Genomic DNA, 15648 nt, shown 5'->3' with positions numbered 1-15648 from the left:
TTGTGAATAAATAATGATATCTAAAAAGAAATATTTTTACATTTTGAAAATTACAGGACAAAAACCTATGAAGTCTTTGATGTTAAAAACCATTGTTAATTTTTTTTTTAAGATTAAAACGCTGTCGCTTTCATAAATTTGTACCTTACTTGTATCTCTACATTAAAAAAACCATGTATACATAAGTTTTTAATTTCTGTATTGGGAAGTAGTTTTTTTTAGTATACAAAAAGAAAAAGTTTCATTTTGAGCTAAGAATGTGATGCTTCCAGCATGACAAGCTTGTGGTTAAAGTTTTGTGTTTGAAAAAAAATTATAGATAGAACAAAACAAGTTTCAAAACTCAACTTAAAGCCTCTAACATTATAATTAATACCTTTTTGTTTCTAATAATAGTCTTTTAGAGTATAAATAATACCTTTTTGGTTATAATTATAGTCTTTTTGGTTATAATTAATAGCTTTTAGATTATAGTTATAATATCAGAGTGTATAATTTCAATCTTTTTCATTATAAATAATACCTTTTAGCTTATAATTAGAGTGTTTTAGGTATAAAACAAAAAAAGACCCCATTGCTGGAGTCTCATTTTTTATAAATTTAAATACTTATTCTGGCTTGTTAGCACTACCCTTTCTGCTTCTTTTAGCAAAACGTTGGCTCAAATCTTCATAGATAGGTTTTGCTGTTACAATTCCTTTACTATGAGCTTCTTTTACTTGTCCGTAATACAACATCGAAGCTTGTAATGCTTCACTACCTGCTAACATGATAGTGTCATTTAAATCTGAAGTAAGTTGCGAAGCTAAATTAGCAATGGGATTTAATAAAGAAACAACTGCTTCGCCTTTTATTAAAACTCAAAACTCAATCCAAATTCATGCGTTCCATTATCATACTTGTTGATGTCACTCAAATTGGATTCATAGGCATACCCTAATTGGAGTCGGTCTTTAATTGTGATATAAAAAAGTCCGCCTATGGCTCTATCCACTCTATAATTTACACCTACATCAAACTTTTCGAAAAACTCAAAAGTCCCGGTAGCCTCTGTAATAATTTCTTCTTCTGATAAACGCACTAATGTAGAAGGTATAAATGTAATACTATTTGCTATTTTTAAATGATAGCCTCCGCTTACATAAAGTTGGGCTTTATTATTAGCCTGAGTGGCTACTCCATTTTCATCTGCAACTCGGTCGGTCTCAAAAAGCCTAGGAACAGACAATGATGCAAAATAGTTTTCGTTTTTTAAATAAAAACCTACGCCCACATTAGGATTGAAATAATTGGTATTCTGAGAAAGGAAAGGATCAGCGGGTAAATGTAACTTTTCAAAATCTATATTGACAAAGGAACCTCCAGCTTGAATTCCAAATAATAAATCGGTTGCTTTTGCTACTTGAATTTTATAGGAAAAACTTGCAAACAAGGAAGTATTTTGTTCAATAAAAACTTTATCTGCAATAACAATAGCTCCTATACTCATTTTATCTTTTATGGGAATTCCCAAACTTATACTTTGCGTTTCAGGAGCATAATCAATTCCTAAAAACTGACTTCTAAAATTGGTTTTTATAGTTACTTTTTCATCAACACCAAAAGCGGCAGGATTAAAAAAATTAGTGGTGTAACGGTACAAAGAATAACTTGGTTCTACTTGGGCTATCCCTTTTAGTGAAATAATGAAAAGGAATAATATCGAAAAAAATATTTTATATAGTTTCATTTTATCTTTTATAAACAATTAGTAATTAATGTATAACCATCCTTTAATAAACAAGGAGCCATCACCGAAAATATTAATACTAAAATAGTAAGAACCCACAGGAACTAGTTCTCCTGATCCGTTTCTATTTCCAGCCCAATTGTTTTGATAGTTAATAGCGTCATAAACAGCAACACCATTCCTATCAAACACTTCAATTTTAGCCTTTGGGAAATTGGTGATATTTTCGATAACCCAAGTATCATTCTCCCCATCATTATTAGGAGATATTCCTAAAATAGGAGTAATATCAGGGTTTAGTTCTGTATCACAAGAGTCGGCTATATTATCCAAATCTAAATCGAAACCTGTAAAAGACACATAAGCAACAGCCGTACTGCTATTTCCATTATTATCAGTAACTGTTAACGATACCAATTGAACCTCATCCAGTCTAGGGCAATTAAAATTTGTTGTATTTAATGATATACTTTCTACACCACAAGTGTCATAACTCCCATTATCAATCATTTCTGGAGTGATGGTAGCATTTCCTGAATTATCAAGTGAAACAGTAATATCTTGAGTACTAACGATGGGGTTAGTATTGTCTTCAACTGTTACAAATGCAGTCGCATTATTAAGATTGCCACTTGCATCCGTTACTGTAAGGGTTACCAAAATAGGAGTTCCAATATCTGAACAGTCAAAAGAAGTTTTATCTAAAGAGAAAGACGTTATTGTACAATTATCACTACTTCCATTATTTATCATAGATGGTGTTATACTAACATTACCCGAAGCATCTAATGAAACTACTATATCTTGTGTAACTACTTCAGGATTTTCCGTATCAACAACAGTCACTATTTGTGTACAAGTTGCTGTGTTTCCAGCTGTATCGGTTGCTGTCCATGTTACAGTTGTATCTCCTATTGAGAAAGTTGTTGGTGCATCATTACTTACTGTTGGTACACCACAATTATCGGTTGCGGTTGCTACTCCTATTGAAGTAGTTGAAGTACATTGACCTAAATCTGTATTTATAGTAATGGCTGATGGACAAGTAATTACAGGATTTTCATTATCAACAACTGTGATTATTTGTGTACATGTAGCTGTGTTTCCAGCTGTATCTGTTGCTGCCCATGTTACAGTTGTATCTCCTATTGGAAAAGCTGTTGGTGCATCATCACTTACTGTTGGTACACCACAATTATCGGTTGCGGTTGCTACTCCTATTGAAGTAGTTGCGGTACATTGACCCAAATCTGTGTTTATAGTAATGGCTGATGGACAAGTAATTACAGGATTTTCATTATCAACAACTGTGACTATTTGTGTACATGTAGCTGTATTTCCAGCACTATCTGTAGCTGTCCATGTTACAGTTGTATCTCCTATTGGGAAAGCTGTGGGTGCATCATTACTTACTGTTGGTACGCCACAATTATCGGTTGCCGTTGCTACTCCTATTGAAGTACTTGAAGTACATTGACCCAAATCTGTGTTTATAGTAATGGCAGATGGACAAGTAATTACAGGATTTTCATTATCAACAACTGTAACTATTTGTGTACAAGTAGCTGTATTTCCAGCTGTATCTGTTGCTATCCATGTTACAGTTGTATCTCCTATTGGGAAAGCTGTGGGTGCATCATTACTTACTGTTGGTACGCCACAATTATCAGTTGCCGTTGCTACTCCTATCGAAGTATTTGAAGTACATTGACCTAAATCTGTATTTATAGTAATGGCTGATGGGCAAGTAATTACTGGAATTTCGTTATCAACAACAGTCACTATTTGTGTACAAGTAACCGTATTTCCAGTAGTATTTGATGCTGTCCATGTTACAGTTGTATCTCCTATTGGATAAACTCCTGATGCATTATTTGTGTTTGTGAAATCATTGGTAACAGATACATCACAAGAAATAGTTCCATAAATCCAAGCTGTAGCTGTATTGCTATTAACTAAAGTGCCATCATAACCGTTTCCTGTTGCATCATATACAGAAGAATCTCCAGAATCTTCATCCAAATGATAATAAGCTACTAAATTAGCATCTGCTTCTGAAACACAAGTATACATTGAAGCCACAATAGCTGCATTACTTCTTTCTTGGTTCCAAATTCGTACCTCATCAATTTTACCCTTAAAAACTTGGTTACCATCGGTTCTACAACCAATAGTCATACGATTATCATTTCCCATAGTACTTGAACCTCCACTAACAGTGTTTTGCAGTTCAACACCATTGATAAGAACGGTAATTATTTTTGAGGTAGCATTCCATCGAAAAGTAATATGTGTCCATTGATTCAAAGGGATGACATTTTGAGTATTTACACTATAAACATTGGAATTATCTTCTATAAAGATATAAAGTACACCAGATAAACTTACTAATGAGCTTACAAAATTATCCGAATTCAATTGTGCAAAAAATAATCTACTAGTATTAGTGGAAGACGCTCTATTGACCCACATTTCAACAGTAAAATCATTTGTACCAATAGTATTAAATACAGTGGGAAGTGGAGCTGTAATATGGTCATTTATTCCGTCTAGTTGAATAGCGTTTCCATTAGTATATCCTTCAAAATCTGGAAGTACTACATTGGCTTCACATTGCCCAGCATCATTATTTACAGTACTATTTTCTGGGCAAGCTACAGCTTTAATGTAAGCTGTTTTAGTAAGTGTTTTAGAACATCCATCAAGATCCGATACCGTTAAGCTAACTGTATAATTTCCTGAAGCAGTATAAGTATGAGAAGGGTTTTGTGTAGTTGAAGTTGGACTTCCATCACCAAAATCCCAAATCCAACTAGTAATTGGAGCTCCAGAAGTGCTTAAATTGGTAAAAGCAACACTTGTATTGGATTGTATCAGTGTTTGATTAGCTTGGAAATTAGGATTAGGTCCAATGACTTGTACCATATTGTTAAACACATCAGAATTTGAATTACCAAAACTATCTGTAACAGTAAGTGAAACCGTATAACTCCCAGAAGTAGCATATGTATGCGAAGGGTTTTGGTCAGTAGAAGTACTACCATCACCAAAGTTCCACAACCAACTAACAATAGGGGCTCCGTTTGCTACAGAAGCGTCAACAAAATTTGGTGTTAAAGGACCACAACCAAAATATCCTAATGATGGTCCACCAATATCAGCCACAGGAGCAGATATCTTAATATAAGCTACTTTGTTTTCAAAATCAGAAACTCCTGTTATAGTATCTTGTATGGTTAGCCTTACTGTAAATGCACCAAAATTAGTATAAGTATGAATTGGATTTTTAGCAGTTGATGTACCTCCATCTCCAAAATTCCACAACCAAGTATCAGGAATAACTGATTCATCTGTAAAAAAAACCGTATGTGGTATTGTATTTCCTACTACTGGACTTGCTGTAAATTCTGCAGTAGGTGCAGTTTGTGCTTGAAGTATTAAAATTTCAAAAAAGAAAAAGAATACTGTGGTAATAGTCTTTTTTATACTCATGATTATTATTTTTATACCACAAAACTATAGTATGTAGTTTGGTTGTAAAATACGTAGGGTAAGTAAATATTACGTAGGGTACGTAAATAACAAAGCACTGATAAAATATCAGTGCTTTGTTATAATTTAAAATAATTTCGATTATTCTTTGCTTATTTTCTTCAAAATAACTCCTTCATTAGTGTATAATTGAATAAGATAAGTACCTGTGTGTAAAGTACTCATCTCTAAAGTATAGGAAGTCATTGTATTATTTTCAAGAATATTCTTTTGTACCAAACGTCCAGAAAGATCGTAAATTGCTATACTTTGTATGCTACTATCAGAATTTGATTGGATCATTAGGTTATCTTTTACGGGATTAGGATATATTGCAAAACTTTCTTCAATAGAAGGAATGACAGTACTTAATGTAGAATCATACGCCTCATACCAAGAGATTCTATCACTAAACTTCCCAACAACAATATCTAAATCACCATCATTATCCACGTCTCCTCCAACTATACTTGAAGTACTATTTGAATTAGAGGTAATTAAAATCTTTGTGAATGTTGGATTTAAAGCTCCATCATTTTCATAATAATCGAAGGTATTGACATTAGCTACTAGAACATCCAAATCACCATCACCATCCACATCACCCACATTCACTGTCAGTAAATCGCTTACAGTAGATGAAATTACTATTTTTGTAAAAGTAGGATTCGTTACGCCATCATTTTCGTACCAAGCAATAGTGTTATCTGCTGTAGAAGTTGACAAAACATCTAAATCGCCATCATTATCAAGATCCCCCAAAGAAACCGATTTAACTGTCATAGCATTTGTCGTAATTATATTTTTAATAAAGCTCGGATGGGTCGCACCATTATTTTCATACCAAGATACTGTGCTGTCATATTGTGTAGCAACTAAAATATCTAGATCACCATCATTATCGAGATCTCCCATAGAAACATCATGTATACCACTAACCGTGGTACTAATAACATTCTGACTAAAACTAGGATCGGTAGCACCATCATTTTCAAACCAAGCCAAAGTTTGATCACTTTGAGAACCTGAAATAATATCTAAATCACCATCATTATCTAAATCACCAACTGCGACTATAAAAGCCCAATCTGCTGTTGTCGTTATAATGATTTTTGTAAACGTAGGGTCTGCATTACCATCATTTTCATACCAAGCTACGGTATCATCTTGAGAAGATGAAGAAACAACATCTAAATCACCATCATTATCTAAATCAGCCACCACTACACTTGTTGCAACATTAGCTGTTAGCGTAATTGTATTTTTTGTAAAAAAAGGATTTACTAGATTACCATCGTTTTCAAACCAAGCAATAGTGTCATCATTAGCGGATGAAGATACAATATCTAAATCACCATCATTGTCCACATCTGCCAAATTAATTTCTGTAACATAATCTAAAGCTGTCGTTACTGTATGATCAATGTAAGATACAGGTGAAGATAAACTAGCAGTCTGTACTACAAAACTAAACATTGTAGGTTGCTGCAAAAAGGAACCTTCTTCCGACGATAAGTTAGTGGTCAATACTACTGTAATAACCTCACCTGGTTTAAAATTACTTAAGGGATCAAATTGCAGTGTAGCTGTACCTCCTCCACTTAGAGTTCCTTCAATAATACCAGTTTGGGAACCCGTAATCAAAACAGCCTCTAAATTAATTGTAGTAGGATCAAGTGTTGTAGTAAAATTTATTGTAATAGAACTAGCTGTGGGAATACTTGTTGCCTGAGCTACAGGGGAAACAGTTGTAACTTGTAGTTTTGTAGTGGCTTCATACCAAGCAATTGTATCATCATTAGTTGAGGCTAAAAACAAATCTAAGTCGCCATCACCGTCAACATCACCAACACTAATACCATTAGCACCATCTGCTGAATGTGTTACTACTTGCTCTGTAAAACTGGGAGCTATTGCACCGTCATTTTCAAACCAAGAAACGGTGTCGTCATAATTTGAAACTGCAAAAATATCTAAATCGCCATCTCCATCAATATCAACAATAGAAACTCGTCTTGCTCCATCTGCAGCGTTGGTTAGTACAATTTTTGTAAAAGTTGGATTAGAACCACCATTATTTACAAACCAAGCAATAGTATCATCGTCTCTGGATGAAGCAGCAATATCATAATCGCCATCACCATCTAAATCACCAAATGAAACATCTGTTGCATTGTTAACAGATGTACTAATGATTCGTTCTGTAAATAAGGGATCTATTCCTCCATCGTTTTCAAACCAAGAAACAGTGTCATCATATCTAGAGGTAGAAAAGATATCTAAATCACCATCACCTTCCATATCTCCAACAGCAAGGGTGTAGGCTCCATTCGTGGCTGTAGTAATTACTATACGAGTAAATGTTGGATCAGCTGCACCATCATTTTCATACCAAGCTACAACGTCATCAAATAAAGAAGCCGATAATATATCTAAATCGCCATCGCCATCCATATCTCCTACTGTAACACTCGTAGCAAAATCAGCAGTATTGGAAACAACTATCTTAGTAAAAGAAGGTGTAGCATTACCATCATTTTCATACCAAGCAATGGTATCATCTTCGGCTGAAGCTGATAAAATATCCAAATCGCCATCATTGTCTAAGTCACCAACAAAAACAGCAGTAGCAAAATCGGCTGTGTTTGTCACTACATGTCTAATGAAAGTGGGTTGCTCAGTTCCATCATTTTCATACCAAGCAATAGTATTGATAATTGAAGCAGCAGTAACTACATCTAAATCGCCATCATTATCAATATCAGCGGTATAGAGATCTGTAGCATAATTTTCTAGAGTTGATATTTCTCTTTTTAAAAAGCCTAACGGAGCAGTAACAGCATTGGAAATAACTGTAAAATAAAAAACAGTAGGATTCGTTAACGCTATATTTCCTAAGGTAAGGTTACTAGTGACCACTATCGTAATCATTTCACCAGGTTTAAAAGGGATATTTGGATTAAAAGTTACAATTGCCGTTCCTTGACCAGAAAAAGATCCAGGAATCAATCCTGATTGTGATCCTGAAACAATAATAGTATTTGCATTTATGGTTGCTGCATCTGTAATGCTATCAAAAGTTAGTATAATATCCGTATTTGCTAAAATATGAGTAGCATTTCTCAAAGGAGTAGTGGCAATTAAATTTTGAGCAAGACTTTTTTGGTCATTCAAAAAAAGAGCTGCAATAATTACCAATAATAAGTAATATTTTTTCATCGCATTTGTGTTTTAGTTTGTGAGTACAATAGTATAATAAACATACACTAAAAACCATACGTACGATGGGTAAATATTACGTAACCTACGTATATCATAAAAAAGACCTTAACCACAATTTTGTGTTAAGGTCTTACTAATTAAATTACTAGGAACTCATGTAATGTAAGATTAGATAGAAATGAGTTATTTCTTCTTCCAGCCTCCTTCACCTCCTGCTCCTGCAAATGCTAAAACACCTGTAGGAACTCCTCTAAAATCACCAATAGGCATTCCGTCTTCTCTAAAAAAAACAGCCGCTACAACACCTATTCCTATTTCTCCACATGTTACTCCTACAGATGTTGTATTCTTCCATAAACCACTCCAATCTGCATAACCTGTGCTAAGGTTTCCATCACATTTTATATCAGCTATTCCAAAACCATATACTCTATGATCCCAAACATAAGGATAGTCTTTAGAGTCTTTTGGCGTACACATAAATCGTCCATCGATACCTAACATACTAAATTCAATTTTTGCATCTATAGGGTCTAATAACTTACCACTGTTAAGAATATAGTCCTCAATTTCACTATCAGACATTTTTCCCGTTAAAATCTTTTTAATTAAGCTATTAAAAGCTGCTGTCTGTTCTGGATTTTGTTTTAAATCATTCATATTTATTTGTTTTAAATTACTGGTTATTCTTTACTATATCCTTATAGAGTATACTATTTTGTTACTACTCAAATAATCAATTGATTAATAGAAAAACTTAGTAACAACTTACTCCAATTAAAAATGAATCATAACTATTTATTTTTGTGGCCAATTCATTTTCTGCCATATAATGTTCTTAAAAAAACACTACTACTGTAAGGATAATGCAATATCCAATTTTTATAAACACCATAAAATACGTAGGCTTAGCAATTATTGCGTAATCTACGTATGTTTAAAAATGGTGTTACAAACAAAAAGACCTTAACACAAAATAGTGTTAAGGTCTTTTCTAAGACTAAGTACTACTCACTCAAAACTCATCTTTTAATAAGTTTTTCTGTTTGTACTCCTTTATTAGTAGTTATTTTAATACTATAGTTAGCTACCTATAGCAACTCCTAATTGAGATGCATATTGTTTAGCTATAGTAACGTATTGATTTTCTGTTCCAAAAATTACAAAGACATTATAATTTCTTTATAATCGTTGGTCCATTGCGTTAAAGTGTCTAGAGAAGGTTCTAGTTCTAATTTAGCAATAATATTAGCGCGATGTTTTTCAATCGTTCTTTTAGAAACTTTGAGCGTTTCACATATCTCAGCTGAATTTTGACCTTGGGCAATAAGTCGAATGATGGTTCTTTCTGATGGAGTTAATAAGCCTACTTTTCTAAGTTCGTTATCTACAGTATATTTGATATCTTCCTGAAACGATTTGCTAAAATAAAACTCATCTAATAAAACAGCTTTGATACAAGTTTCAATTTCTTCAAGGTTGTCTTCTTTTAATAAATAACCGTGTGTACCTACTTTTTTTGCCTGAACTATAAATCCCTTTTCTTTGTGATAAGTCATTACAATGAATTTGGTTTCTAACTGTAAACTCTGGCAGTTTTTAATTACTTCAAAACCATTAAAAAAAGGCATTTCAATATCTAGTAGAGCAATATTTGGCTTATGTAAGGCTATCATTTCTACAGCAGCAGCTCCATTATTGGCTGTAGCCACAATGTTATAGCCCGCATTTTCTAGTTCTTCAGCCAGTCCTTTCAACATGATAGGATGATCATCAGCTATGATTAAAGAAATGTTTCTTTTGTTCATTTTTTCCTGCTTCAATTTAAAGAAAGGCAAAATACAACTTATCTATCAAATAGGAAAAGATAATTTCTATAAAACTATAATACATGTAATCTTTTGACGTCAATTACTTCTAATATAAATGATAGCTAATACCATAAGTAAACATGACAAGAATAAACCGATTTCGCTAAGCGTTATATTTTTATTTTTCATAATTCTTATTTTTAAAAAGTTGTCAATTATTATTGAGTATCTCACTAGTCTTTTTTTTATCTTTATTTTCATCTTCTTAATCTATTTTTTGGAAATAAGAAGCACTAAGAAAATTAGCTAGGGCAATGGTTTAACCCTTTCCCAAATCATAACTTCATTAAATAATCCACTTAAGATTTTTAAACACATTGTATTTATATCTATTAATTTTAATTTGGCTTCATGTTCTACTTTTTGTTCGTCGTTATAATAAGTACCTCCATATAATTTAGTGGTTGACTTTTTTATCATTTGAATAAGTATTACTTGATGCATTCTTTCCTTCTTTTCACATTTTTTAATTTTACCATAGTAATAAGAACCCTCTTTATAAATTTCAATACATAATTTACCTTTATTGGTTTCCCAATCTCCTATAAAACTATCTTGAGCAAAAATTTCACCCGTTATACATAATAATAGCAATCCTAAAAATATTTTTTTTATCATAATCTTAAAATTGAAGTGTTAAAAATTGCTCTTGCAATTACTAGCAAGAGCAATTCTATTTTATATTATTCCCATCCACCTCCAAGAGAGCGGTATAGTTCAACGTTTGCTGACAATCTTTCCTTTTTTAGTAAGGCTAATTCTAATTCAGCTTGTAATAAATTGCCTTGTACAATGATGACTTCAATATAAGTTGCTAATCCATTTTTAAATAATAATTCTGCATTTCCTACAGCTTTTTGTAAGGTTGCTAGTCTTTCATTGGCCAACTCATATTGCTCTTTACTTTTTTCAATTTTCACAAGTGCATTTGATACTTCGCTAACAGCAACAAGTACTGTTTGTCTAAATTGAATTACTGCTTGCTCTCGTTGTACTTTGGCTATCTCATATTGAGTTCTTATACTTTTACGATTTAAAAGTGGAGCTGTTAATCCTCCTGCAACCGAACCAAACAATGAGGCAGGAATGTTAAACCAATTACTAGATTGAAAGGAATTAACTCCAGTAGAAGCTGTAATATTTAAAGCAGGATAAAAATAAGCTTTAGCTACTCCTACAGTAGCATTTGCTGCTTGTAGAGCTAATTCCGCACTTTTCACATCAGGTCTTTTACTAACCAATTGAGCAGGAATACCCGATGAAAAATCTTCACTAACGAGTAATTCATCAAGCTTGCTATTTCTTATTTTAGCTTCAGGAAATGTACCTGTTAGCACACTAATCGCATTTTCTTGCAATTGGATATTCTGTTCTAACTCAGGAATTAATTTAGCCGCAATTAAACGTTGAGCTTCCGTTTGTTGTTTCGCTAAAAGCGTTACTTGACCTGCTTCATATTGCAAATTCACCATAAATAGAATGCTATCATTCAAAACCAAAGTCTTTTGCGCTATTTCTAATTGTGCATCTAACATCAATAAATCATAAAATCCTTTAGAAACGTTAGCTACAATCGCTGTTTGTGTTGCTTTTTTAGCTTCAGTAGTTTGCAAATAAGAAGCCAACGCTTTCTTTTTCTGATTTCTAAATTTACCCCAAATATCAGCTTCCCAAGATAAATTAAATCCTGCGCTGAAGTCTTCAATATGGTTTTTACCCAAAAATAAATTGGTGCTAATACCATTCAAACTATTTTCAGAAAGTCGGGTTGTTGATGCAGTCGCAAACGTATTAACTTGTGGCACTGAATTCCACTTGGATTGTTTGAACTGCAGATTAGCGATACTGATATTTTTTTCAGCTATTTGCAAATCATTATTTTTTTCTATGGCCTCATCAATTAAGCGAACTAAATCTTGTTCCACAAAAAAGTCCTTCCATTTAATAGTAGCAATAGATGCGGTATCAATAAATACTACATTTCTATAGCTTTGAGGAACAGCTACTGTTATTTCTTTTTGTTGAGCCATGGCACTAAATGTGGTTGTCAACAGCACAAGGACTCTATATATATTATTTTTTATCATGTTATTCTTGATTTTATTTTGGTCAAAAATTAATGTTCCTCTTTTTTCTCGTTGTTAAGTACTGCCAAAGGTTTTCCTGAAACTAATTCATGTAAATATTGAAACACAACAAATAAAACAGGAATAATAAAGACACCTAATAGCACTCCTGAAACCATTCCTCCAGCTGCTCCAATACTAATAGAGTGATTTCCTAAGGCTGAAGGTCCAGTCGCACGCATCATTGGAATAAGTCCCACAACAAAAGCAAACGATGTCATGATAATGGGTCTTAAACGTAGTTTAGCAGCTTCTAAGGATGAAGCCAACAACGATTTACCAGCACGTCTCCTTTGAATCGCAAATTCTATTATCAAAATGGCATTTTTGGCTAGCAATCCTATAAGCATAATTAAGGCAACTTGAACATAAATATTATTCTCAATTCCAGTTATACCAATAGCTAAGAAAACTCCAAATATTCCTGTTGGAATAGATAACAATACTGCTGCTGGAAGTATATAACTTTCATATTGTGCAGCTAATAAGAAGAACACAAACAAAAGACTTAATCCAAAGATAATAGCGGATTGCCCTGATGAAGTAAGTTCTTCTTTCGTAAGTCCAGAAAATTCTATGCTATATCCTTTAGGCAATTGCGTGTCTGCTACTTCTTGTACTGCTTGAATGGCTGCACCCGAACTAAATCCTGGAGTAGCAATAGCATTTACACTAATGGAATTAAAAAGATTATATCGAGAAGCCGTTTCTGGACCATTAACTGGTTTTAGTTTTACTAATGTGGAAACAGGAACCATTTCACCTAGTCTATTTTTTACATAAATACTTCTTAATGATTCAGAATTGTTTCTAGATTCCACATCTGCTTGTACAACCACTCTGTAATATTTACCAAATCTATTAAAATCAGAGGCTTGAGCACTACCAAAGTAAGCTTGCATCGTTTGCAAAATATCCCTAACATTCACCCCCAATTGTTCTGCTTTCACATCATCAACTTCCATTTCAAGTTGTGGATAATCGGCTTTAAAACTAGTAAAAGCAAAAGCAATTTCTGAACGTTTCATAAGTGCTCCAATAAATGTAGTACTGATGCCACTAAATTTACTAATACTTTGTCCTGTTTTATCTTTCAAAACAATATCTAAACCATCTACATTATTAAATCCAGGAACGGTTGGAAAAGTAAAGACAAAGAAATTAGATCCTTTTATAGTACTTAACTTTTGTCTTACTTCATTCATTATCGCATTGATATCTTGCACGTCTCCACGCTCTTTAGTTGGTTTTAATAAAATAAAGATTACTCCAGCAGACGGACTTGTAGACTGCGTCAACAAGTTAAATCCAGATAGAATATTCAATACTTTTTTCGATTGCATATCACCCAACTTATTTTCAACTTCTAGCATAACTCCTTTGGTTCTTTCTAAAGAAGTACCCGCTGGCATGGACATAGAAATAGCAATAAAACCTTGATCTTCTGAGGGAATAAAACCAGTTGGTGTCGTTTTTACCATATAAATTGTTGTTAAAATCACTACAACTAAACCACCAAGACTAAGCCATTTGAATTTTATTAAAAAACGAAGACTGTTTACATATTTAGTAGTCATTTTCGTAAAACCACTATTGAAACCTACAAAGAACTTTTCTTTAAAGTTTTTAGGTTTTGAATCTTGATTAGGACTATCGATATGACTATCTTTCAAAAATAAAGCGGCTAAAGCTGGACTTAAGGTTAAAGCATTAACAGCTGAAATCACAATGGCTATAGCCAATGTAAAAGCAAATTGTCTATAAAAAACACCTGTTGAGCCTTCCATAAATCCAACAGGCAAAAACACGGCTGACATCACTAAAGTAATGGAAATTATGGCTCCTGTTATTTCACTCATGGCTGATGTGGTGGCTACTTTTGCAGAAAGTTTCTTACTGTGCATTTTTTCATGGACGGCTTCTACAACCACAATAGCATCATCGACCACTATACCAATGGCTAATACCAAAGCAAAAAGTGTTAAAAGATTGACAGAGAAGCCAAAGATTCCCATAAAAAAGAAAGTTCCTAGAATCGATACAGGTACAGCAATCGCTGGAATTAAAGTAGCTCTAAAGTCTTGAAGAAATAAAAACACTACAATAAATACCAGAATAAAAGCCTCAATCAAAGTGGATTTTACTTGAGCTATTGATAAATCTAATGAGTCCTTAGTATTATATAAAATTATATGTTTTACATCTTTAGGAAAATCTTTTGAAACTTTTTCCATCATTTCTTTAATCGCTATCTGTACATCACTAGAATTAGATCCTGGCAATTGATAAATACCAATATTAAGTCCTGATTTTCCATCAATACGAGTACTACTCCCGTAAGTATAAGAACCTAGTTCAATTCGCCCCACATCTTTTAAACGTAAAACAGAACCATCCGCATTAGAATGAATCACAATATTTTCATACTGATCAGGTGTATTTAACTTCCCTTTGTATTTAATTACATACTCAAAAGCTTCATCACTACTCTCACCAAAACGCCCTGGAGCAGCTTCTAGATTTTTATCTTGAATAGCAGCCATAACTTCTTGAGGTGTTAAGTTATAACTTGCCATTTTAGCAGGATTTAGCCACACACGCATGGAATAATCTTTACTACCTCCAAAAATGGCAGCCTGCCCTACTCCAGGAATCCTTTTTAAATCTGGAATGATGTTTATTTGCGCATAATTGGCTAAAAAGGTTTGGTCGTATTCTTTTTCATTTTCAGTCAATAAATCCACTACCATCAAAAGACTATTTTGCTGTTTTGTAGTAGAAATTCCTGCTTGAACTACTTCTGCTGGCAATTGACTGGTGGCTTGTGATACTCTATTTTGAACATTTACAGCGGCTTGATCGGGGTCTGTGCCCAATTTAAAATTCACTGTAATCACTAAGGAACCATCATTACTAGCTGTGGAACTCATATAACTCATGTTCTCTACTCCATTTATGGCTTCTTCTAAGGATGGAGCTACAGAACGTAAAACCGTCTCAGCATTCGCACCAGGATAAAGAGCTACTACTTGAACTGCTGGTGGTGCAATATCTGGAAATTGTTGGAGCGGAAGGGTGTTTAACCCAATAAATCCTAGGATAACTATAAGTATAGCGATGACCGTTGACAGTACTGGCCTGTCAATAAATTTTTGTAACATATGTCGTT

General features: G+C 33.4%; 9 protein-coding genes. All 9 read right to left on the bottom strand.

Annotated features, from left to right (window positions below):
- Window positions 1-608 precede the first annotated feature (608 nt).
- The 9 genes from ACULEV_RS05745 to ACULEV_RS05705 all read right to left on the bottom strand — a co-directional run bounded on the left by ACULEV_RS05745 (window position 609) and on the right by ACULEV_RS05705 (window position 15640).
- Entirely contained in the window at window positions 609-770 is a 162-nt protein-coding gene (locus ACULEV_RS05745; protein WP_445457716.1) for a hypothetical protein, read from the bottom strand.
- A gap of 83 nt (window positions 771-853) precedes the next feature.
- Window positions 854-1729 carry a PorP/SprF family type IX secretion system membrane protein gene (locus ACULEV_RS05740; RefSeq protein WP_445457715.1) on the bottom strand — a complete coding sequence of 292 codons (876 nt, stop codon included), beginning with the start codon at window positions 1727-1729 and terminating at the stop codon, window positions 854-856.
- 18 nt (window positions 1730-1747) lie between these two features.
- Window positions 1748-5221, bottom strand: a complete 3474-nt coding sequence (locus ACULEV_RS05735) for a PKD domain-containing protein (RefSeq protein WP_445457714.1) — start codon at window positions 5219-5221, stop codon at window positions 1748-1750.
- A 141-nt stretch (window positions 5222-5362) separates the two neighbouring features.
- Window positions 5363-8479 carry an FG-GAP-like repeat-containing protein gene (locus tag ACULEV_RS05730; RefSeq protein WP_445457713.1) on the bottom strand — a complete coding sequence of 1039 codons (3117 nt, stop codon included), beginning with the start codon at window positions 8477-8479 and terminating at the stop codon, window positions 5363-5365.
- A 186-nt stretch (window positions 8480-8665) separates the two neighbouring features.
- A complete protein-coding gene (locus tag ACULEV_RS05725) occupies window positions 8666-9142 on the bottom strand; it encodes a hypothetical protein (RefSeq protein ID WP_445457712.1) in 477 nt (158 codons plus the stop codon).
- 500 nt (window positions 9143-9642) lie between these two features.
- Window positions 9643-10290, bottom strand: a complete 648-nt coding sequence (locus tag ACULEV_RS05720) for a response regulator (protein WP_445457711.1) — start codon at window positions 10288-10290, stop codon at window positions 9643-9645.
- A gap of 309 nt (window positions 10291-10599) precedes the next feature.
- Window positions 10600-10971 carry a hypothetical protein gene (locus ACULEV_RS05715; RefSeq protein ID WP_445457710.1) on the bottom strand — a complete coding sequence of 124 codons (372 nt, stop codon included), beginning with the start codon at window positions 10969-10971 and terminating at the stop codon, window positions 10600-10602.
- Window positions 10972-11036: 65 nt separating this feature from the next.
- Window positions 11037-12440: a TolC family protein gene (locus tag ACULEV_RS05710; protein WP_445457709.1), complete on the bottom strand. Its 1404-nt coding sequence runs from the start codon at window positions 12438-12440 to the stop codon at window positions 11037-11039.
- Window positions 12441-12469: 29 nt separating this feature from the next.
- A complete protein-coding gene (locus tag ACULEV_RS05705; protein ID WP_445457708.1) occupies window positions 12470-15640 on the bottom strand; it encodes an efflux RND transporter permease subunit in 3171 nt (1056 codons plus the stop codon).
- Window positions 15641-15648 lie beyond the last annotated feature (8 nt).

The sequence above is a fragment of the Flavobacterium sp. HNIBRBA15423 genome (genome assembly GCF_052655965.1).
This window is presented reverse-complemented; position numbering and strand designations above follow the sequence as displayed.